This window comes from Bacillus cereus group sp. RP29 (genome assembly GCF_040459765.1).
Classification (GTDB): domain Bacteria; phylum Bacillota; class Bacilli; order Bacillales; family Bacillaceae_G; genus Bacillus_A; species Bacillus_A paranthracis.
The window spans coordinates 3,092,650-3,113,644 of sequence record NZ_JARVHN010000001.1; the positions used below are offsets into that span (position 1 = coordinate 3,092,650).

Below are 20,995 nucleotides of genomic sequence, written 5' to 3' on the forward strand. Positions count from 1 at the left end.
TTTCCTTCATGAAACTTTGTTATCCACTTCTTAAAAAGCTATAAAACGTCAACAATGTTTGTATAGACCCACACGACTTTCGTTTGATACTCTATTTATAGAAAGAAATTCCTTGTAGAAAGGTGAGTGATTAAAATGGATACTCTTTCTCATAAAGAAGCTGATAAAGGTGCTATTGTCAGCATTTTGGCCTACATATTTTTATCCTCTATGAAAATCATCATCAGTTATATTACCCTCTCTAGCGCATTACGTGCTGACGGTTTAAATAACTTAACCGATATCGGTGCTTCTTTAGCGATATTAATTGGTCTAAAAATCTCTCGGAAACCTCGTGATCCAGATCATCCATATGGGCATTCGCGTGCAGAACAAATTGCATCACTTGTTGCTTCTTTTATTATGGCAACGGTCGGATTAGAAGTTGTTATTAGTGCCATTCAATCTTTTTTAAATCCGAAACAAGCAGCACCTAATGTACTTGCTGCATGGGTAGCTTTATTTTCTGCTGTCGTTATGTACTGTGTGTATTTGTATACGAAAAAGATTGCAGCACGAACAAGAAGTAAATCATTAGAAGCAGCTGCAAAGGATAATTTATCAGATGCTCTCGTAAGTATTGGTACAGTAGTAGGTATTGTCGGTTCGCAGTTCCAAATGCCTATTTTAGATCCTATTGCTGCTTTAATTGTCGGTCTTATTATTTGTAAAACTGCATGGGAGATTTTCGTAGAAGCTTCTCATATGTTAACGGATGGAATCGATCCAGATAAGATGGAAGAGTACGCTGATGCGATTGAACATATTGGTGGCGTGGAAAACATCGTAGATATTCGCGCTCGTATGTACGGGAATCAAACGTACGTTGATATTACAATTGAGGTAGATGCTCGTATGGATGTTGGAGAAAGTCACTGTATTACTGACAACATCGAGGCAATGCTTCGGAAAAAGTTTGGCATTTATCATGCGCACATTCATGTTGAACCAATGGAAAAAGAACCTATTATGACATAGGTTCTTTTTTAATGAACGTTTTATGACATAGGTTCTTTTTTAATGAACGTTTTATGAAATATAACACATAAAACGAGCCAGCTACCGCCAGCTGCCCATCCTGCTAATATGTCAGATGGATAGTGAACGCCAAGATATATTCGGCTAACTGAAATAGATAATACAACAAAGCTCGCTATAAAAATAATCAACAATTTTTTATGCAACGTAATACGTTCTTCTGTAATCGTGACGTATGCAATAAATCCTAAAAAAGCAGTAGCATTCATCGTATGACCGCTCGGAAAACTATATCCAGTTGCAGTAACAAGCTGCGACACATCAGGTCTTGCTCGCTCGTACCATAGTTTAAGCATACTGTTTAAATAACGAGATCCATAATAATTAATTGTTAGAAGTAATGCGCTAAGCAACTTTTTTCTAACGAGAAAATACATTACAAGAATAATGAGTAACGGAAAATATATTCTTTTGGAACCGATAAACGACACCCAAGTAAAGTAGGCTGTCAAATAATCGTTTCGAAAACTTCGAATAAAATGCGCGACTATATTGTCAAATTTCTCAATACAAGCGGTATGATACGAAAGTGATAATACGACAAAACAAATGAGTAGCGTTGAACTTAACAAGTATAAATGTCGATATCGTTTCACATACATAACCTCACTATGCAAAAAAATGGAGCGGTTGTTTTAGTTTTCCTCTCCATTCCTTTTTTATGCATAGTTTATTTAAAAATATAATTGTTAATTGTTTCTTTCATCATTGGAATATCTTCATTCGTTACTGTAAAGCGCATCACTTTCTCATCAAGATCAAGTGCTTCTGCAAATAAACCTGCTAATCCACGAGATTTTCTGTCTACTTCCATAATAATCTCTAGGCGATCGTAAGCACTTGGTAAAATTAATAATTCTAGTTCATCTAATTTCCCATAATACTGTCCAGAAACAGGAACAAACTCAAATTCTTGTGCAAATGGAACTTGCTTACGTAATCGATACGGTAATTCTTCACATTCTATATGACGCGCTTTAAAACCTAATTGATTCACACTTTCTAACACACTATTTAATAGTGCATTTGGCAACACTTGAATGTAATCACGATCACTTGGATCTATACTACGTTTAATATCAAGGCCTGTGTGAACCCAAACTGTTTTCATTCCAAGAGTAAGCGGTGTTTCAACTGGCATTTTAAATGAAAATGGAATTTCTCTTTTTTCATTCGGCTCAACAGAAAAAGGTTCTGTTAAACGAACTCGCTCTAAATCATATGTTGTTGTTATTTTTTTATCATCCACTTCTCGAATATACGATGTTGATAGCGTTAAGTAAATGCTTTCAATTTGTTGGCTGACGGAACCTCCAGTTATGTGAACCTTCCCGAGTATCTCTTCTCCTACAATATACTCATCTTTTTCAAGAACTGTATCTACCTTTGCATTACCGATACCAACGCTTGCTAAAAACTTTTGAAACATGGGGCCTCCATCCTTTCTAAAGCAAAAGCTACATCTTTTTTTAAATCTCGTACATTCTCATAGTACGGCGTTTTTATTTGTAACATACGCATCAGCATTTCACGGTTATAATTTTCCAAAGTTAATTCGTCATACCATGGTTTTTCATATTTTTCATTAGATTCATAGCCTGCATATAATAAAAATAATGAGAAATGACCAAGCGCATAAAAATCGCTACGAAAGTGAACTTCTCGCATCAAAGCTTGTTCACCTTCATACGTTGTAGCTCGTTCATCACCCTCACCTTTCAATTTCGCCAACCCAAAATCAATAATACTAATTTGGTTTTCTTTCATTAATATGTTTGGAATGCGTAAATCTCGGTGAATAATACCTTTACTATGAAACACTGATACAATTTCTAATATTTTATATAAAATTTTTAAAACTTCACGTTCTGTATATACATGTCCATCTAAGAAAATATAATCTTCAAAATTTTTACCAGGCATATATTCCATCACAAAAAAGCTTTTTTTCTCCCATACGAAATGATCATATAAACTAGGAATTGCATGATGATTTAATGTTTGTAAAATCATTTTCTCTTGTTCAAATGATTTTCTACCAGACTCATATCTTTGTTTACTTTGTCTTAATTGTTTTAAGACTTTATATCTATTTATTTGTAAATCATTAACGACATATGTAACCCCATAACTACCCATTCCAATTACTGATTCAATTTTATAACGTTCTACAACAATTGTATTTTTTCGCAGTGGTCTATCAAATAAAGCTAGTATACGACGCCATTTCATCAACTACTTGAAAAGAAGCTACGGCTTTTACGTTTTCTTTTATAATGATGATGCCCATAACCAGATGAACGTCGTTTATAATCGCTACTTGAATAAGAGCGACCTCTATGGCGATAATCACTACTAGAATACGAACGATATTTTTTCTTTCCTAATAAAGAATCAATAATTTTTTTGAACATCCCTTCACCTCTTGAGTAAAATTTTCTTTTAATTATACCAAGTATTGCTGGCTACATTTGTGACAAGTTTGTAAAGAGTAAAAAACGACGAGTTAAGCCCGTCGTTACTTTCACTCATCCTCTTCATCAAACACTTCATCAATCATACATTTCTCTAATAAATACTCAAATGTAATATCTGCGAGATCTTCAATTTCTTCTCGTTTTGGGACGTATCCTCTTTCAATTAGTTGCTCATAAAAAAACTCCGCAATCTCTTCCGTATCAATTACGACTTCAATTTCCTTCATGAGCATCACTCCTTTATTTCTGTTTTATGAAAAAATCTCAAAAATATGTATATGAGATTAGAAAAATAGTTTTTCTTTTTTATAGGTCATATCCTTTGGACAAGGTGCATACGATGGTAGTACAAGCTATCAAAAAGGGGGATATAATTATGGAATATCAATACGAGGTAAAGCAAGAAGTAGGACAAACAAAAGAAGAGTTCATGCATGAAGATCAATGGGCAGACTCTCTTATTAAATGGCTTTTTATTTTTTTAATAATTGTAGGCATACCTTATACTGCATATGTTGTTGTTCAATTCATTCTCTCTTTCTAGTTAACTATTTTTTCTCTGTCAATTTAACTAAATAATTATGAACAACATCCATAACAATTTTGTATTCTTCATCTTTAAATGTATCAAATAACAATTGATAATCGTTATAAATATCAAGTAATCCATCAATGATTTCTTGACGATTTGTCTTAACACTCACTTTTTTCGAGTTGTTAATTGACTTTAATTTTCCTAAATCTAATTTATTCATACCTGCTTTATCTTGTTTCATTTTCTTCAAAATTGCATTTGCCGTTTGAGCATTGGCAAGTAACGTTAAATCTGACTCATCCGCTTCTAACCATTCACCATCCGTAATTCGTGACAGTTCATATATTGTATCTTCCCATGCATCATTTTTATATCTCCATACTTCTGTACGAAAACCAACAATACGGAAAACATCTTTATCATATCCTGTTACTTGCACGAGATCACCAAATGTGAAATTATAGTTTAATTCAATCCACTCAGTTTCACCTTTTTTCATATCTTGCTCTGTAACGTGCTGCAATGTTTGCTCTACGTAAAATCCATCGTGATTATTGACTTCGTATACGTAAACTCCATCTAAAACCTTCATATTTGTGATTTTACCAACGGTTCCATATAGCGTAATCACGACTATGTCCCCTACGTTATATTTAGGTTGCTTTTTCCTTGCCATCTATATCTCTCCTTTTTTTGACGTCGTGATTTTGATAACAGTATATGCAACCTACTTAAAAACGCTTATCACAGAAGCGTATATTCATAAATTTTTTCAATAAAAAATATCATCATATGAAAATTTATTTACAACGTAAAAAAAGCTAGCAAATAGACTAGCTTCATGTCGAAAAAAGTTCATATAGTTTTTATCTATCTTGTATGTATAAATCCCACGCTTCATCAAATATAGACATACTTTCTAGCATTCCACTTAGCTCTAAGTATGAACTAATTTCATCGTAATCTTCAGATTGCTTCGGAAAACTTAAATCATCATACATTGCCTCTGCTAAATTCGATATTTCATTACTAAATAAAGCTGCACGATGCTTCATCATATAGTGGTAAAATGTCTTTTTCAAAAATATTCCCTACCTTTCTAGCTTGGGTACATTATACAAGGCAAAAAAGAAAAAAACCAGCATAAAAGCTGGTTAAAAGTCGAAATAATTTCTTTTTAATAGACGTGGTCTTCCCATTAATTCTTCATATGTTAGTTGTTTTGGTAAGTCTTTCGTATAAATTAGAAACAATTGATCTTCTATTTCTTTCACTGTTTGATCTGATTGATAGTCCATACCACATGAGGAACAAGAAATGCATGGTGTCTCTTGGATTTCAATGGCTTTCGTACCATCTGGTAATTCCCAATATACAGTATTTAAGCTTTCTTTTGCTTCTGTACTGTCACACCACATACAATTCATACTGCATCACCCTCAGTTTTTTTGTCGTTTTCTTCTAATTTAGCCATTTGTGCTTGATATTTTTTATCTTTCAATTGGTCGCGCTTATCACGTTTATCTTTTAATGTTGCATGCGTTTCATTATCCTCATAGTCTTTACGACGGTTCATACGCTGTAAATCGTCTGGAACAAGATTAAATTTCTTATCACTCATAAGGCCTGCGATACCAACATCTGAACGTTTTTCTTCGTAGTTTGGATAAATTTCTTTAAAGTACCCTTCTGCTCTTCCTGGAATGTAGCTTTCTGGCTCTGGATACGTTGTAATAACACCTTCAAAGTTACGAAGTACAACTTTATCTGCACTTTGCGAGATTAAATAGTTTGGTTGAAGCGCAATTTTACCGCCTCCTCCTGGTGCATCAACAACGAATGTTGGTACTGCATAACCAGACGTATGTCCGCGTAAACCTTCAATAATTTCAAGACCTTTAGAAACTGGTGCACGGAAATGACCAATACCTTCCGATAAGTCACATTGATAAATATAATATGGACGTACACGGATTTTTACTAAGTCATGCATTAGTTTTTTCATAATTGGAACACTGTCATTAATACCAGCTAAAATTACTGCTTGGTTTCCGACTGGAACACCAGCATTCGCTAACATTTCACATGCTTTTTTCGATTCTTCAGTAATTTCAATAGATGTATTGAAATGTGTATTTAACCATACTGGATGATATTTTTTAATAATGTTACATAAGTTTTCTGTAATACGCTGCGGGAATACTACCGGCGCTCTCGTTCCGATACGAATAATCTCAACGTGCGGAATCTCTCGTAAATTTTTTAATACATATTCTAAAATTTTATCGTTAATAAGAAGACCATCACCACCAGAGATTAATACATCTCGTACTTGTGGTGTTTCACGAATGTAAGCAATTGCATCATCTAATTGTTTCTTCGGCACACCCATTCCAATTTGTCCACTAAAACGACGGCGTGTACAGTAACGACAATACATAGAACATTGATTCGTTACTAAGAATAGTACGCGGTCAGGATAACGATGTGTTAACCCTGGAACTGGTGAATCTTCATCTTCATGAAGCGGATCTTCTAAATCATATTTTGTTTTATATAACTCTTCCGAGATCGGTACAGATTGCATCCGAATCGGACAGCGTGGGTCATCAGGATTCATTAACCAAGCATAGTACGGTGTAATATTTAACGGGATCGTTTTCGTTGAAATTTTAACGCCCTCTTCTTCATCAGGTGTTAAGTTAATCACTTTCTTTAAGTCATCTAACGTTTTGATCGTATTCGTTAATTGCCAAACCCAATCATTCCATTGCTCTTCAGTAACATCTTTCCATAATTCGATATCCTTCCAGTGACGATTTGGTTTGTATACATCATGTAACATTGCTATTCCCCCTTTTTATACGCTCATCCTTTATATAAGCAATAGTTATGCCAACTTTACTTTATTGATAAGTAAACGTACGGATAACCCTATTATATAAGCGAAAAAAATATTTTTAAGCACTGTATGAAATCCATACATACTATCATATTCATTACTTTTTATATATGTAAACGCTCTTTTATTGGTGCAAACACACAAAAACCGCCAATTATTCGGCGGTTTTGTCGTACTTACTCAGTTTATATTGAAGCGTCTGACGAGGGATACCTAACATTTTTGCAGCCTGTAATATATTCCCTTCTGTTTCAATTAACGCTTGATCTATTAATTTTTTTTCCGTTTGATGAAGTGCTTCTCTAAGAGGCAATATGCCCTTCTTCTTTGGAAAACTCTCTTTCCGAAATGTACGCGGTAAACAATTGGCTGTTAATGTATTCCCTTCTGCAATAATGACAGCATGTTCAATCGTATGTTTTAACTCTCGAACATTTCCAGGCCATTGGTAAGCTTGTAGTCTTTCTTTCGCTTCCTGATCCATTTGAAGTACACCTTTTTTATAACTTTTATTATATTCTTTCAAAAAATAAGACGCTAACAATAATACATCCTCCGTTCTTTCACGGAGCGGCGGAATATATAATGAAAAGACATTTAATCGATAGTATAAATCAGTGCGAATTTTATTCTCTTTTAAACATATTTCTGGTGGCTGATTCATTGCGGTAATAACGCGAACATCTACTTTTCTCGTCTTATTATCACCAATACGACGAATAACACCATCTTCTAATACACGTAGCATTTTCGCTTGTAAATCGAGTGGCATTGAATTCAGTTCATCTAAAAACAATGTCCCTCCATCTACAAGTTCAAATAATCCCGCTCGTTCAATTGCCCCCGTATAACTACCTTTCGTCGTTCCAAACAATAAACTTTCTAATAGAGACTCTGGCAAAGCTGCACAGTTTTGTGCAATAAACGGCTTGTTCTTCCGCTTAGAGGCTTCATGAATCGCTTGTACAAATAATTCTTTCCCTGTTCCTGTTTCCCCATATATTAAAACATTCGCATCAGTTGGGGCTACTTTTTGTGCTAATTCTTTCGTCTGTTTAAACCGAGCATCATTCGTCACGATCGTCTCAAATGCAACATCCTTTTTGACCGCTTTTTTTCTAGATGACCGCTTTATTTTCGACTGCAAATCGACTATTGTATCGGTAAGTTTTTGTACTGTGGAATAATCTTTTGCAATTTCAACAGCTCCAGCAATATTTCCATCTATGAAAATAGGTAACGTCGTATTTACTGTACAAATGTCTTCCCCATTTAAGTTTTGATAATGCTGCACTTGATGAACGATTGGCTTTTTTGTATCTAATACTTTCATCAACGTACTTGTTTCCCTAGATAAAGAAGGAAACGCTTCTAACAAATGTTTACCTAACACTTTTTCAATTTTTGATCCATCGTGTTTTGCAGCTACAGTATTATAGAAAATTGTAATACCATTTTCATCTACTGCGTGTATAGCCTCATCAATACTGCCCAAAATCGCCTCAATGACTTCTTGTGTCGAAACTGCTAGCAATGTCATCCCCCCTCTTGCCGAAAATCCAGCAAATACTATGCCGAATTTCCGGCATACCTATGTGCGATTATAAGCATGACGATTCCGTTCTATTTTTATAACGTACTATTTAGACAAATCTTTTACCCATATATTCATATCTTCTAGCTTATCAAAAATGTAGCAATTGTTCGCCAATCTTCCTGTATACGTATAGCCTAACTGATGAAAGGCTGCATTCATTCCGAAAGAAAGCGATCGAGCAATTGTATAAGAACAGAAAATCGATTTTTCTTGAAGTTCTTCTTCTAACTTAATTAATAAACTTTTCATAAACCCATGTTTACGATATTCGGGTAAGGTCGCACAATTCGTTAATTCTGCATTTCCTTCTTTTATATTCATTTCTGCAGACGCTGTACTAATTATTTTCCCCTCGAATTCATACACATAGTAAATTGTATCGTCTTCTTTCATCGTTTGTTTTACATAACTCGCTTCGTTTAAAGGAGTTGGATACACTTCAAATACTTCTCCAAAGACAGCTGCTAATTCTTCTGCGTCCTCTTCTGTCGCTTTTCTTAATAGGAATTTTTCCGGAACTATTTTTTCCTTTACTTCTTTTGCTTTTACACCGCTTAAAATGGTATCTTCCTTAGCCCAATGAATACTATTTCGTCTTTCATCATTATTAAATTTCACGAAGAAGTATGCATCGTGACCTTGAAAATAATGTGGTATTGTTGCTTCTAATAAAAAACCGAAAGAGAGCCATGTTGAAACATGCTCTCCCTTTCCTTTAACAATACATTTAGTGAAAGAATGTTTCTCTGCTAATTCGTCAATTGTTTGGATGATTCTCTCAATATTTCCTGTGTAGTGGTCTACTCGAATACGTTTATTAAAATAGTCCAACACGCCTTCTACTGTATAGCCATTTGTCTGTTCTCTAAAAGATTCATAGTATTTCATTTTTTCACCTCACACCAATCTAGTAATGTACATGCAATAATTTTCGCGGCAGCTATCATTTTATCAACTTCTATATATTCGTTTGGATAATGCGCTACTTTCGTTTCTCCTGGGCCAAATACTATCGTTGGTACACCTGCGATTTGTGTAAATAAACCTCCATCAGTCCCCCACGGTGATGCTTCAATAATCGGTTTGTTCCCTTCGATTTCAACAAAGTTATGTTCAAGCGTTGTAATTAACTCATGATTTTCTTCTAGTTCACCTGGAACCCATCTTGCTCCAAACCATTCCACTTCTACAGGATTTTCAACAAACCAATTGTCCACATCATTTAATTCAGCGATCCAATTCTCGAACTCTTCTTTTGCTGCCTCTATAGTCTCATTCGGCGCAATACCGCATCTTCCTTCTAAAATTAACGAATCAGGAACAGAACTTGGCCAGCTACCGCCTTCAATTTTCCCAATATTAATTGGAATTGGGATCGGGATTCCTTTAAATAATGGATCTGTAATTCGGTCATTTCTCTTCTCTTCCAACTTTCTCAAATGATCTATAACAAACATACTTTTTTCAATTGCACTTACTCCTTCATAACGCGTCCCACCGTGTGCTGCTTTCCCTTTCACATGTAGACGAAACCACATGGATCCTTGTTGTTTCGGGAAAAACTTCATATTTGTTGGCTCCGGAATAATAACACCATCTGCTTTATATCCTCGTAATATAGTTGCTAATGTTCCTGCTCCGCCGCTTTCTTCTTCTATTACACTTTGAAAATAAATATCTCCTTTTAATTCAATACGAGATTCAATAATTGCTTCCATCGCAAGTATTAATGCGACATTGCCGCCCTTCATATCTGTCGTTCCACGACCATATATACGATTTCCTATTTTCTCACCACTATAAGGATGATAGTCCCACTGATTCACATCTCCTTCTGGTACGACATCAATATGCCCATTTAATATCATAGATTTCCCGTCGCCGCTTCCTTTAAGGGTTGCCACAATGTTCGGGCTATCTGAAAAACTTGTACGCGGTGATACAAAATAAGGATGATCTTTCATTTTAGAAAATGATGGCTCCCATATATCAAGATCTAAACCTAGCTCACGTAATTTTTCAATCACAATTGCCTGCGCACCACTTTCATCACCAGATACGCTCTTTTCTTGAATTAATCGTTTTAAAAATTTTACGCTTTCTTCTTCATGACTCTCAATATAATCACAAACTTGTTTTTTTAATTGCTCCATATATTGTATCTCCCCTCATTCAATTACTAGTAAGTTAGAGCCAATTTTAAAATCCGCTTCTGTATGTTGTTTTATATCTTCCACTGTGTATGGGCTCATCAATTCTTGTAAAATAAGTCCATCCTGCGTTACTTCCATTACTGCCATATCCGTAATAATTAAATCTACGCATTTTTTTGAAGTTAATGGTAATGTACACTCCGAAACAATTTTTGCATTTCCGTATTTATCGACATGATTCATCACAACAACGACCCGCTTCGCTTTTTGAGCTAAATCCATTGCTCCTCCAATACCTGGAACACGTTTTCCTGGAACAATCCAGTTTGCTAAATCACCATTCTCGCTTACTTGTAATGAACCAAGAATCGTTATATCTAGTAAACCTTTTCGAATCATCCCAAACGCTGTGCAACTATCAAAATAACTTGCTCCTGTAATAAGAGAAGTTGGCAAACCTGCTGCGTTACATAAATTTTCGTCTTCATTTCCTTTGCTTGGTGTAGGTCCCATACCTACAATTCCATTTTCTGCATGAAACATAACGTTTATATCGTCAGGCAAATGATTCGGTACAAGCGATGGTATACCAATTCCTAAATTTACAATCATACCATTTTGTATTTCTTTCGCTGCACGTCTAGCAATCTTATCTCTCACTTCTACGCCCATACCCATTTCCAATTCACTCCTTCCGACGGTACGATATAATTTACAAATACTCCTGGGACAACAATTTCTTCTGGATCTAAACTTCCCAGTGGAACGATTTCTTCTGCTTCTACAATCGTTATATCCCCGGCCATAGCAACGTGAGGGTTCATGTTACGAGCGCTCTTATCAAACACAAGGTTGCCGAACGGATCTGCCTTTTTCGCATATACAATCGCAACCTCAGCAGTTAATGCTGTTTCAACTAAATATGTTTTACCATTCATTTCAACAGTACGTTTTCCCTCTTCTACAATCGTATCAACACCTACATCAACTAATACGCCACCAAGTCCTACACCACCAGCACGAATACGCTCTGCTAATGTTCCTTGAGGAGAAAACTCAATTTGTAACCTTCCTTCGTTTAGCTGTCTTCCTGCATTTGGATTTGATCCAATATGAGAAGTAATTAATGATTTTACTCTTTCATTCGTAACGAGACGACCGATTCCTACATCAGGAAATCCTGTATCATTTCCAATTAAATTTAAATTTGTAACTCCTTTTTCTAAAATGGCCTGTATTAAAGATGGAGGGGAGCCAATCCCCCCAAATCCCCCAAACATTAATGTCATATCATCGTGGAATAAAGAAATTACCTCCTCTATCTCTTTTAATTTACTGAATGTATTCGTAATAGTTGTCATACGATACTATGCCCTCCTTTTTGCATCATTTCTTCAACACTTTTTGCAAAAATTGAAAGTAATTCATCTAACTCGGAATATGTAGTTGTCATTGGCGGTGCTACAAGCAGTGCGCTATCTTCTTTTCCTGCTTGCCCTGAAACAGCTTGGTATAAAAGAAGACCATTTTTAGCTGCAACCGAAATAAGTTCCGACGCTTTTGTAAACGGTTGCAATTCTACTCCAATCAGCAATCCTTTTCCACGCACATCAGCAATGATTGTTGATTGTTGCTGAACTTTCTGTAATCCTTTTATTAAATACTCTCCCTTTTCCGCTGTTTTTTCAGGTAGATTATGTTTCTCCATATATTCAATAACAGCTAGAGCTGTTGCTGCAGATAATGGATTTGCACTTAACGTATGTCCACTCATAACAGAACGCGATCCTCGTAAAATTGGCTCCATAACACGGTCACTTACAACCGTCGCTGCCATCGGTGTGTATCCAGCTCCTAAACCTTTACCAAGGGTCATAATATCCGGTTCTACACCCCAATGCTCCATCGCAAACCATGCACCAGTACGCCCAAGCCCAGTCATTACTTCATCAGCAATAAATAAAATATCGTAATGACTACAAATGTCTTTAATAACTTTATAATATTCTTTCGGCGGAACGACTGCACCTCCAGCTGCTCCAATAATCGGTTCAGCAATAAAAGCCGCAATATGTTCTGCCCCAATCCTTTCAATTGATCTTTCTAGTTCAGTCGCACAAGCAAGCTGACAAGTTGGATATACCTTTTGTACCGGACATCTAAAACAATATGGAGCTGGAATAGTTGGATAATCTTCTAAAATTGACACGAAACGTTGTCTACGCAGTGGATGCCCAGACATTGATAAGGCTCCCATCGTAATACCGTGATAACTCATCCATCGTGACAAAATTTTATGTTTCCCTTGAATACCTCGCTCTTGAAAATGTTGAATTGCAATTTTCATAGCTGTTTCATTTGCTTCCGTACCACTATTCACAAAAAAGCTCCAGTTCAAATCTCCTACACTTAAATCGCTTAATTTCTTCGCTAATTTTTCAGCTGGTTCACTCGTAAACTGTGATCTATAAACGAAAGCAATCTCCTCTGCTTGCTTTTTGATAACGTCCGCAATCTCCTTTACGCCATGCCCAATACCTGCCGTAATTGCCCCTGACGAGCCATCAAAATATTTATTTCCGTTTTGATCATACAAATACACACCTTTTCCATGTGAAATCATTGGATACGGCTGACCAACAAGTGGTTTAATTAAGTAATCGCGCATAGCGCTCCCCCATTTCTCCAATTTGTATATATATATGAAGAAAATTGACGTTTCTTTCATAAAAAAGAACCCTCTGCGAAAGCAGTGAATTTATCAAAAAACTATTATAAAATATACAAATGAGTGCTAAATATCATTTTAAAAACAGAAAATTCAGAACTTAAATTAAAGACCAACCCTTATCTATACGCTCAAATAACCCTCCCTTATATAAAATTAACGCTTCACTAAATGTTTTTCTAACATAATGTCAGCTTCCCTCAAATGCCGACATTGTGTAAACTTCGACGAAACTCCCTTTAAACTCCTTCCTGTTCTCCTACTTTATATTGCATATTTTTAAACAAATCTCGACAATTAATCCTACTAAATGCATAGCAATTATTTTAAAGAAATCAATATTTCACATACAACTCCATCCGTTTTATACAATAAAAAAAAGAACCGATTAACCACATTAATCAGTTCGGCACGACGCTCTTTTATCAGTTAATACCGTCACTTGCTAACATAAATAGAAACAATAGTATTACAAAATCACAATTCATCCTACAGTATAAAGCACAAAACCGTCCATAACTCCATTTACAATTCCTTGCGGGATATCCCCATCCCAAGGTTTCATTCCTTTCCTTAATTTCAAACTACCTTTCCTTTATAATTTATGTAGGACAATTATTACTTTGTATGTGTATTTGCCCATAATTAAAAAAATCCCTAGTTTCCTAAGGGTTTCAGGACATGGTTTCGACATGTCACGTGTTATGCTCTCAAATTTTTCATTTCGAAATACACACTTCCTCTGCCAATATGGATGATATATTTTTGTATCCTCTAGAAAATTATAACTCTCGTTCACCTAAACTTATCTTATCCTTAAAAAATACTTATTATTAATTTTCAACCTTTCTCCTTTAAAAAACAATTTTTTCGCATAACCTCATTCTTGCTAAGCATATAGTTTTAATGATGACAAAGGAGGAATGTTCATGTCTCAATCTGAAATCGAAAAATATGGACAAGAAGCTGCACGTTACGAACAGCTCGCTCGTTACTATCAATTTCATAATCCAAAAAAATATGTAGAACTATATATGAAATATTATGATGCGCTTACGAATCTTGTACAGGCATACGAAAAAAGAAATTCACAAGAAGCTGCTTTACCATCGCACATAAGATTTTTTCACTCTGCTTCAAATACACCTGCCGTTGACATTTTAGTAAATGGGCAAAAGGTAATTAAAAATATTTCATTTAAACAATTTAGTCCTTATTTAACATTAGTACAAGGTAAGTACCGAATAGATATCGTTCCTGTTGGAAATGAAACGCCCATCTTTTCAGCTTTAGTACCAATAATGGGAAATCACACTTATACTTTTGCCGCAATAAATAGTGATAATCATCTACAATTACAACCTATGCTTGATAATACTCATTTACCAGCAGGCCAGGCAAAAATACGCTTTGCACACTTTTCTCCTGATACCCCTGTTGTAAATGTAAGTTTAAAAGCTGGCGATCATTTATTTGAAAATGTACTCTTTAAACAAATAACAGATTTTTTAGAAGTTAGCCCTGGTACAGCGGATATAGAAGTTTCACTCGCAGATCATCAAAGTGTCTTACTAACTATACCGGATTTCAAAGTCGAACCGAACATTATTTATACAATTTCAATTTTAGGTTATTCAACGAAAGATCCTAAATTAGAAGCCGTTATACTTACGAATTAAAACAGTCTACACCATTCATTTGGTGTAGACTGTTTATTTTTGAAATGCAATTTGAAATTCTGTCCAATCATTATCTGAACGACACATGATGGACCCATTATGCTTTTCTACAATTTGTTTACATACAAATAACCCAATACCAGTTCCTAACTTTTTAGTAGTTACAAATGGTTCAAAAATCGTTTCTACATTTTCAGCTGGAATCATTGGTCCGTTATTTTTTATTACAATCCGAATCGATTGATCTTCTTCAAATACATCAATGATAATTTTTCGTTCTTCTTTCATTGATTCAAGAGCGTCAATTGAGTTCATTAATATATTTAAAAATACTTGTCTCACTTCACTCCGATAACCAGTAAGCGGAATTGGATATGGCAAATTCTTTTCAATAGAAACATTTGCATTGACCAAACTTGGATATAAGAACTGTATAATGTCTTGAAACAAATCATTTAGCCAAAACCGTTCAGATTCAGTCCACATTTCTTTTTTCGATACGAGTAAAAATTGCGAAATGCGAAAATTTAATTGGTCTAATTCATGAGAAATAATATCTAAATACGATAAACTAGGATGGTCTGCCTTTAATAATTTGACAAACCCCATAATGGAAGTAAGCGGATTACGAAATTCATGTACAAAACTAGCTGACATTTGCCCTAAAATTGTCAGCCTTTCTTTATGTGTTTCGTTAATATATTGCTGTTTTTCCTCTAAATTTCTTGATATAATTTCCGAGTATTTTAAAACAGTGTAATAAATTAATTTGTCAAAACAAGTATGTATTTGGGCCATAATTGGTTTCAATTCACGTGCACTAACATCTAATTCACACATCGCTTCGAAAAGCTCATTTCTTCCTACATTTGCATTATAAACAAAATCACCTATATTCGCATCTGCTCCTGCACGTTCAATAGCAATTTTCTCGCATAATGGCTGAAGATAATTTATATCTTTTTCTTCCATAGTAAGTTCAATAATAAACTCTAATAAATCCTCTCCATTTTGAACTGCTTCTAGTCTAAATGGATCTTTATCGGAAATTATCATTTTGTTTTTCCAGTTCTCAACGAATTGGTGCCTGTTGTTTTTCAAGTGCGAACAAAATACTTCTTTAATATCCTTATCGATTGGAAAAACCTCCATTCCTCCATTTCCATGCGACGAACACCCTTTATATTTTGAATATTAACACAAAAAACATGATTCGTTAATAGATTATTGTCACATTTTGTTAATATGTGTTGATAAAATTTTTATAACTTTATTAATTGTTTAGATTGTTACATTCCATTTTCCTTCCTTTCATTCAAATTTTTTATATTCGATGCGACTTTTTTTGCATCCTGCTTCATTCTTTCGTACAATAGAAAAGGAAAGGTGTGAAAAATATGGTAAATAAAAATGTGGAAGATTATCTCCAAGAAGGCATTTACGGCCAAAAGCAAAACAAACCAGAAGAACGTAATATGTATTTAACTACATTACGTGAGCGTGTAGAAATCGCTTTAACTATCGGTCAAGTAATGCAAAGTAATGTATATTCTGAAGTAGCTAGTAGCATGCGCTCTTCTCAATCATTACAAATATTCCTAAATGGTGGCATTGCTTACCCACATTTATCAAAATACATTAAATTAGCGAACGAAAAAAATGTTCCTTTTACAATTGTTCAAAATAAAGGTACAGAAACACCAATCGGTTTAGTATTATCTCATAGCACTGCTGTCGACAAAGAACAAATTTATGTAGAAGATGCTATTTTCAAACAAGAAATGAAGTAAAAGGTACACTTGATTAAATGAAATCATTCTAAGAAACGTCAAATAAACAAAAAAAACGAGTATGGAATCGTAAACATTTCCTACTCGTTTTTTTGCGATGTTTAAATTCTAGTTCCTTTATTTTTTAATACACACTAATTTCATTTCTGTCATTTCTTCGATTGCATATTTAATTCCTTCACGCCCCGTACCACTTTCTTTCACACCCCCGTAAGGCATATGGTCTACTCTGAACGTTGGAATATCATTTATCATGACACCACCAACTTCAAGCTCATCAATTGCACGCATAGCTTTAAACAAATTATTTGTAAATACACCTGCCTGTAGACCGTAACGTGAATGATTTACTTGCTCTATAGCCTCATCAAATTCTTTAAATGTATTTACTGTCATAAGTGGACCGAACACTTCTTGGCACTGTACAGATACATGCTCTGGAACATTCGTTAATACAGTTGGTTCAAAAATCCTTTCATCACGTTTGTTACCACCATACAAAACGTTCGCTCCTTCTTTAACTGCTTCTTGCACCCAGTTATCGATACGCTCGACATCTTTTTTCGAAATTAAAGCTGATACATCCGTTTCCTCAAGCAACGGATCACCAACAACAACTGTTTCCATCGATTTTTGTAACTTAGATAAAAATTCATCCAGTCTCTCTTCATGTACAAAAACGCGTTGTACCGAAATACAAACTTGTCCATTATTAACAAATGCTCCCCATTTTACTCGTTCAATTAATTCATCTGTTAATTCAACATCTTCATCAATAATAACAGCGGCATTCGATCCTAGTTCTAACGTAACTCGCTTTAACCCAGCCTTTGCCTTAATTCCAAGTCCAACTTTCGGACTTCCCGTAAAAGTAATGGAAGCAACATCATCATTTGTAACTATTGCTTCGCCTACAGTTGAACCAGGACCAGAAACAATATTTAAAGCCCCTTTTGGCAATCCTGCTTCTTCAAATAGTTCAACTAATGCATAAGATGATAGAGGCGTTTGATCAGCTGGTTTTAATACAACTGTATTTCCAGCAGCAATTGCGGGGCCCACTTTATGTGCCACTAAATTTAATGGAAAATTAAATGGTGTAATAGCTCCTATAACCCCAATCGGTTTTCGTATTGTGTATGCAATACGCCCATCTGCACCAGGTGCCGCATCAAGTGGCAGTGTCTCACCGTATATACGCTTCGCTTCTTCAGCTGCAAATTTGTATGTCTGAACGGTACGATCTACTTCTCCCCTTGCAGCACGTATTGGTTTTGCAGCCTCTTTTGCAATAATTTCTGCAAATTCTTCTCTTCTTTCATCCATTTTTTGTGCGACTTTCTCTAAAATAGTCGCTCGATCATATGCAGATAATGTATTCATTTCTTTCATTGCATTTTTTGCGGCAGTAACAGCCTCTTTTACATCTTCTTCCGTTCCTTGCGCAATTTCCGCTAATGTTTCTTCAGAGTATGGTGCGTATAATGGTTTATACGTGTTTACAGACTTCCAATCTCCATTTATATATAAATGCTTTTTCATAATTCTTCCCCTTTCAAATATATGTATACAACAATACTTCACCTAGTGAAAGGTCTGACTTATTTCATTGTAACATAGCCCTTATTCTGCCAAAAACATTATGCTCAAAAAAAACTCTGCCATCTAGCAGAGTCTACGAACTAATTTGTTCTTGTAATGAAATTTGTTTTTCATCTTCTAAAATAACAATTGATTCTACAGTTTTTGTAACTTCTAGTCTCTTTATATAATGTCCATCTAATTCTTTTACGCAAAACTTATAATTTTCGATTTCAATGAAATCCTCTTCGGCAATTTCTATATTCTTCGTTAAAATCCATCCACCTATTGTGTCAACACCATTATCATCAATCTTTAAACCTAATAACGTATTTACTTCACTAACAAGTACTTTTCCCTCTAGTATTGTTTTCGTTTCACTAACAAGTACTTTTCCCTCTAGTATTGTTTTCGTTTCACTAACTTGTTGAATTTCTGGCTGTTCATCTGTATCAAACTCATCTTGAATATCTCCAACTATTTCTTCTAAAATGTCTTCAACAGTAACAAGTCCAGACGTACCACCATATTCATCTATCAATATAGCAATATGTGTTCTTTCTTTTTGCATTCTTAAAAATAAGTCGTGTATTGGGATAGAGTCGATAACTAAAATAATCGGCCTAATATATTGCTCTACTTTCTTATTACTAACCGCATTATGCTGCACAAAATCTGTGAAAATATCTTTAAAATTCACAAAGCCTATTACGTGATCTTTGTCGCCATCAACAACTGGATATCTCGTATATTTTTCCCGAGACATTTTTTGCAACGCTTCTTCAGCAGGCATTTCTTTACTTATAATATGCATCTCAGTTCGGGGTACCATTATCTCTTTTGCTATACGATCATCAAATTCAAAGATTTTATTTACATATTTATATTCAGACTGATTAATCTCTCCATTTTTGTAACTTTCTGAAACTAATAACCGTAATTCTTCTTCTGAATGAACTTCATCGTGCCCTTTCGGTGGTTTCAGCCCTAGCAACTTCGTAATTATTCGGGCTGATCCATTTAATAGCCAAATAAATGGAAACGCCATACGATAAAAGAAAGTTAACGGTTTAGCAACAAATAAACTCACCTGTTCAGCTTTTTGAATCGCAAATGTTTTTGGAGCCAATTCCCCTATTACAACATGCAAAAATGTAATAAACAAAAACACTAAAATTACAGCAAAAATATCTGCTAGTTGAGTAGAAATGTTCAAATTCACAAAAAATGTGTCAAACATTTGCTTTAACGCAGGTTTACCGAACCACCCAATTCCCAGTGCTGTAACTGTTATTCCTAGCTGACAAGCAGATAAATATTCGTCTAAGTTTGTAATGACTGTTTTGACAGATGTTGCGCGATTATTTCCTTCTGCAATTAAATAGTCAATTCTTGAACTTCGCACTTTAACAATTGCAAATTCTGCTGCAACGAAAAATGCCGTTAAGGCAATTAAAACAATCACTATACTTATACTATATATGTCCAAATACTTTTCCTTACTTACATTGTAAGCAAGGAAGCCACCTCCTACTTAATTTTATTCAAGTGAAGTAAGCATTCTAATACTCTAACAAAATTCTACATTAGCAACCACCTTTTTATATATTATATGCATACATAAAAAAGATATTTATCATTATGATAATCTAATTCATTTCCCTCAGTCAAATGATTCTAAATTTCAAGATAAAAACTTTTATATTCACGATATATTCTTCCTAGCTTCATTTCGTGAAAAAACACTTTCTTTGCCGATTCCACACTTCTTTTGTCACACTGGAAGGGAACTTACTTCATAGATCGAAATCATTCAACAGGATATATATAGGAGGGATTATTTTGGAATATAAAACACCATTTATCGCAAAAAAATTAGGTGTTAGCCCAAAGGCTGTTGTCCGGATTGCACAACAATTAAATCTTACTATAGAAAAAAATAAATATGGTCACTTTATTTTTACACAAGATGATTTAGACCAAATGTTAGAATACCATCTTTCACAAATAGAGAAGTCCCAAAACACTCACCCTACTCAAAAAACATCATCAAATGATGTTGAAGAATTGAAAACTCAAGTAAATACAATTGTTCAAAACATATCATCACATGATTTTGAGCAATTAACCGCTCAATTAAACACAATTACGAGAAGACTAGATCGAATAGAAGAACAAATGCAAGATAAGGCAAATGATGTTGTTACGTACCAACTTTTACAACATCGCCGTGAAATGGAGGAAATGTTAGAGCGAATTCAAAAACTAGAAGCTACCCTCAAGAAAGAAGAACCAATCTATATTACTCCCGATACAAAGCCAATATATGAACGTGAAAAGAAACCGAAGCGCCGTAAAATGATTTTTAGTATATTTGGATTATAATTTTTAGACCCTTATTAAAATAATAAGGGTCTTTTTCATGAAGAATAATTTCATTTTAAAATCGCATTCTCTTTATTATACATATTCATTT

23 protein-coding genes are annotated in these 20,995 nt (G+C 34.7%); 5 read left to right on the plus strand and 18 right to left on the minus strand.

Annotated elements, in window-relative coordinates; genetic code table 11:
* Positions 1–135 precede the first annotated feature (135 nt).
* Positions 136–1,017 (plus strand): cation diffusion facilitator family transporter, encoded by an 882-nt coding sequence (locus QCI47_RS16575; RefSeq protein WP_000380376.1) that lies wholly within the window; start codon positions 136–138, stop codon positions 1,015–1,017.
* Between the two features lie 20 nt (positions 1,018–1,037).
* Here QCI47_RS16575 and QCI47_RS16580 read toward each other — a convergent pair whose 3' ends face one another.
* From QCI47_RS16580 to QCI47_RS16600, 5 genes are all read right to left on the minus strand, one after another.
* On the minus strand, positions 1,038–1,673 hold the full coding sequence (locus QCI47_RS16580) for a phosphatase PAP2 family protein (protein ID WP_002163663.1): 636 nt from the start codon (positions 1,671–1,673) through the stop codon (positions 1,038–1,040).
* 74 nt (positions 1,674–1,747) lie between these two features.
* A complete protein-coding gene (locus QCI47_RS16585) occupies positions 1,748–2,506 on the minus strand; it encodes a sporulation protein (protein ID WP_076872874.1) in 759 nt (252 codons plus the stop codon).
* A complete protein-coding gene (locus QCI47_RS16590; RefSeq protein ID WP_098946725.1) occupies positions 2,488–3,309 on the minus strand; it encodes a serine/threonine protein kinase in 822 nt (273 codons plus the stop codon). Before QCI47_RS16590 ends, QCI47_RS16585 begins: the two co-directional genes overlap by 19 nt.
* Complete coding sequence (locus QCI47_RS16595) at positions 3,309–3,491, minus strand: hypothetical protein (protein ID WP_000473370.1); 183 nt, start codon at positions 3,489–3,491, stop codon at positions 3,309–3,311. Before QCI47_RS16595 ends, QCI47_RS16590 begins: the two co-directional genes overlap by 1 nt.
* Positions 3,492–3,601: 110 nt before the next feature.
* Complete coding sequence (locus tag QCI47_RS16600; protein ID WP_000658451.1) at positions 3,602–3,781, minus strand: YozD family protein; 180 nt, start codon at positions 3,779–3,781, stop codon at positions 3,602–3,604.
* 149 nt (positions 3,782–3,930) lie between these two features.
* On the opposite strand from QCI47_RS16600, the gene QCI47_RS16605 reads away from it, so the two are divergent.
* A complete protein-coding gene (locus QCI47_RS16605) occupies positions 3,931–4,098 on the plus strand; it encodes a DUF3930 family protein (protein WP_000456537.1) in 168 nt (55 codons plus the stop codon).
* 4 nt (positions 4,099–4,102) lie between these two features.
* On the opposite strand, the gene QCI47_RS16610 is transcribed toward QCI47_RS16605, so the two are convergent.
* The 10 genes from QCI47_RS16610 to QCI47_RS16655 form a co-directional block, all read right to left on the minus strand.
* Positions 4,103–4,765: a hypothetical protein gene (locus QCI47_RS16610; protein ID WP_000101501.1), complete on the minus strand. Its 663-nt coding sequence runs from the start codon at positions 4,763–4,765 to the stop codon at positions 4,103–4,105.
* A 190-nt stretch (positions 4,766–4,955) separates the two neighbouring features.
* Positions 4,956–5,171, minus strand: a complete 216-nt coding sequence (locus QCI47_RS16615; protein WP_000750724.1) for a YozE family protein — start codon at positions 5,169–5,171, stop codon at positions 4,956–4,958.
* Between the two features lie 72 nt (positions 5,172–5,243).
* The gene (locus QCI47_RS16620) at positions 5,244–5,516 is read right to left on the minus strand and encodes a YokU family protein (RefSeq protein ID WP_000995764.1); all 273 of its coding nucleotides are present in this window, start codon (positions 5,514–5,516) and stop codon (positions 5,244–5,246) included.
* Entirely contained in the window at positions 5,513–6,934 is a 1,422-nt protein-coding gene (gene kamA, locus QCI47_RS16625; protein ID WP_000902136.1) for a lysine 2,3-aminomutase, read from the minus strand. The genes QCI47_RS16620 and kamA overlap by 4 nt, the downstream gene beginning before the upstream one ends.
* 211 nt (positions 6,935–7,145) lie before the next feature.
* Positions 7,146–8,531 carry an arginine utilization transcriptional regulator RocR gene (gene rocR / locus QCI47_RS16630; protein WP_309422744.1) on the minus strand — a complete coding sequence of 462 codons (1,386 nt, stop codon included), beginning with the start codon at positions 8,529–8,531 and terminating at the stop codon, positions 7,146–7,148.
* A gap of 99 nt (positions 8,532–8,630) precedes the next feature.
* Positions 8,631–9,476: a putative beta-lysine N-acetyltransferase gene (gene ablB / locus QCI47_RS16635; RefSeq protein WP_309422745.1), complete on the minus strand. Its 846-nt coding sequence runs from the start codon at positions 9,474–9,476 to the stop codon at positions 8,631–8,633.
* Positions 9,473–10,741 carry a peptidase gene (locus QCI47_RS16640; RefSeq protein ID WP_061130882.1) on the minus strand — a complete coding sequence of 423 codons (1,269 nt, stop codon included), beginning with the start codon at positions 10,739–10,741 and terminating at the stop codon, positions 9,473–9,475. Before QCI47_RS16640 ends, ablB begins: the two co-directional genes overlap by 4 nt.
* A 15-nt stretch (positions 10,742–10,756) precedes the next feature.
* Entirely contained in the window at positions 10,757–11,419 is a 663-nt protein-coding gene (locus QCI47_RS16645) for a CoA transferase subunit B (RefSeq protein WP_000525280.1), read from the minus strand.
* Positions 11,404–12,102 carry an acetate CoA-transferase subunit alpha gene (gene atoD / locus QCI47_RS16650; RefSeq protein WP_000208119.1) on the minus strand — a complete coding sequence of 233 codons (699 nt, stop codon included), beginning with the start codon at positions 12,100–12,102 and terminating at the stop codon, positions 11,404–11,406. The genes QCI47_RS16645 and atoD overlap by 16 nt, the downstream gene beginning before the upstream one ends.
* Positions 12,099–13,409, minus strand: a complete 1,311-nt coding sequence (locus tag QCI47_RS16655) for an aspartate aminotransferase family protein (protein WP_060630714.1) — start codon at positions 13,407–13,409, stop codon at positions 12,099–12,101. Before QCI47_RS16655 ends, atoD begins: the two co-directional genes overlap by 4 nt.
* A 989-nt stretch (positions 13,410–14,398) precedes the next feature.
* Here QCI47_RS16655 and QCI47_RS16660 point away from each other — a divergent pair.
* Entirely contained in the window at positions 14,399–15,148 is a 750-nt protein-coding gene (locus QCI47_RS16660) for a DUF4397 domain-containing protein (protein ID WP_000083263.1), read from the plus strand.
* Positions 15,149–15,181: 33 nt separating this feature from the next.
* Here the strand turns inward: QCI47_RS16660 and QCI47_RS16665 are convergent, their stop codons facing one another.
* Complete coding sequence (locus QCI47_RS16665) at positions 15,182–16,300, minus strand: BA2291 family sporulation histidine kinase (RefSeq protein ID WP_000451748.1); 1,119 nt, start codon at positions 16,298–16,300, stop codon at positions 15,182–15,184.
* Between the two features lie 245 nt (positions 16,301–16,545).
* Here QCI47_RS16665 and QCI47_RS16670 point away from each other — a divergent pair, with 245 nt between their 5' ends.
* Positions 16,546–16,938 (plus strand): YueI family protein, encoded by a 393-nt coding sequence (locus QCI47_RS16670; RefSeq protein ID WP_000247572.1) that lies wholly within the window; start codon positions 16,546–16,548, stop codon positions 16,936–16,938.
* Between the two features lie 117 nt (positions 16,939–17,055).
* Here the strand turns inward: QCI47_RS16670 and QCI47_RS16675 are convergent, their stop codons facing one another.
* The gene (locus tag QCI47_RS16675) at positions 17,056–18,480 is read right to left on the minus strand and encodes an aldehyde dehydrogenase family protein (RefSeq protein ID WP_309422746.1); all 1,425 of its coding nucleotides are present in this window, start codon (positions 18,478–18,480) and stop codon (positions 17,056–17,058) included.
* A 133-nt stretch (positions 18,481–18,613) separates the two neighbouring features.
* Positions 18,614–20,008, minus strand: coding sequence for a hemolysin family protein (locus tag QCI47_RS16680; RefSeq protein WP_353811874.1), 1,395 nt, complete (start codon positions 20,006–20,008; stop codon positions 18,614–18,616).
* Positions 20,009–20,361: 353 nt separating this feature from the next.
* Between QCI47_RS16680 and racA the strand changes: the two genes are divergently transcribed.
* Positions 20,362–20,904, plus strand: coding sequence for a chromosome-anchoring protein RacA (gene racA / locus QCI47_RS16685; protein ID WP_309422748.1), 543 nt, complete (start codon positions 20,362–20,364; stop codon positions 20,902–20,904).
* The last annotated feature ends 91 nt before the right edge of the window (positions 20,905–20,995 follow it).

Bases quoted from the DNA above. Each gene is read 5' to 3' on its own strand.
- QCI47_RS16645 (WP_000525280.1), bottom strand. From the start codon at position 11,419: ATGGGTATGGGCGTAGAAGTGAGAGATAAGATTGCTAGACGTGCAGCG.
- atoD (WP_000208119.1), bottom strand. From the start codon at position 12,102: ATGACAACTATTACGAATACATTCAGTAAATTAAAAGAGATAGAGGAG.
- QCI47_RS16595 (WP_000473370.1), bottom strand. From the start codon at position 3,491: ATGTTCAAAAAAATTATTGATTCTTTATTAGGAAAGAAAAAATATCGT.
- QCI47_RS16590 (WP_098946725.1), bottom strand. From the start codon at position 3,309: ATGAAATGGCGTCGTATACTAGCTTTATTTGATAGACCACTGCGAAAA.
- rocR (WP_309422744.1), bottom strand. From the start codon at position 8,531: ATGACATTGCTAGCAGTTTCGACACAAGAAGTCATTGAGGCGATTTTG.
- QCI47_RS16575 (WP_000380376.1), top strand. From the start codon at position 136: ATGGATACTCTTTCTCATAAAGAAGCTGATAAAGGTGCTATTGTCAGC.
- ablB (WP_309422745.1), bottom strand. From the start codon at position 9,476: ATGAAATACTATGAATCTTTTAGAGAACAGACAAATGGCTATACAGTA.
- kamA (WP_000902136.1), bottom strand. From the start codon at position 6,934: ATGTTACATGATGTATACAAACCAAATCGTCACTGGAAGGATATCGAA.
- QCI47_RS16600 (WP_000658451.1), bottom strand. From the start codon at position 3,781: ATGAAGGAAATTGAAGTCGTAATTGATACGGAAGAGATTGCGGAGTTT.
- QCI47_RS16610 (WP_000101501.1), bottom strand. From the start codon at position 4,765: ATGGCAAGGAAAAAGCAACCTAAATATAACGTAGGGGACATAGTCGTG.
- QCI47_RS16670 (WP_000247572.1), top strand. From the start codon at position 16,546: ATGGTAAATAAAAATGTGGAAGATTATCTCCAAGAAGGCATTTACGGC.
- QCI47_RS16605 (WP_000456537.1), top strand. From the start codon at position 3,931: ATGGAATATCAATACGAGGTAAAGCAAGAAGTAGGACAAACAAAAGAA.
- QCI47_RS16585 (WP_076872874.1), bottom strand. From the start codon at position 2,506: ATGTTTCAAAAGTTTTTAGCAAGCGTTGGTATCGGTAATGCAAAGGTA.
- QCI47_RS16675 (WP_309422746.1), bottom strand. From the start codon at position 18,480: ATGAAAAAGCATTTATATATAAATGGAGATTGGAAGTCTGTAAACACG.
- QCI47_RS16655 (WP_060630714.1), bottom strand. From the start codon at position 13,409: ATGCGCGATTACTTAATTAAACCACTTGTTGGTCAGCCGTATCCAATG.
- QCI47_RS16640 (WP_061130882.1), bottom strand. From the start codon at position 10,741: ATGGAGCAATTAAAAAAACAAGTTTGTGATTATATTGAGAGTCATGAA.
- QCI47_RS16620 (WP_000995764.1), bottom strand. From the start codon at position 5,516: ATGAATTGTATGTGGTGTGACAGTACAGAAGCAAAAGAAAGCTTAAAT.
- QCI47_RS16660 (WP_000083263.1), top strand. From the start codon at position 14,399: ATGTCTCAATCTGAAATCGAAAAATATGGACAAGAAGCTGCACGTTAC.
- QCI47_RS16665 (WP_000451748.1), bottom strand. From the start codon at position 16,300: ATGGAGGTTTTTCCAATCGATAAGGATATTAAAGAAGTATTTTGTTCG.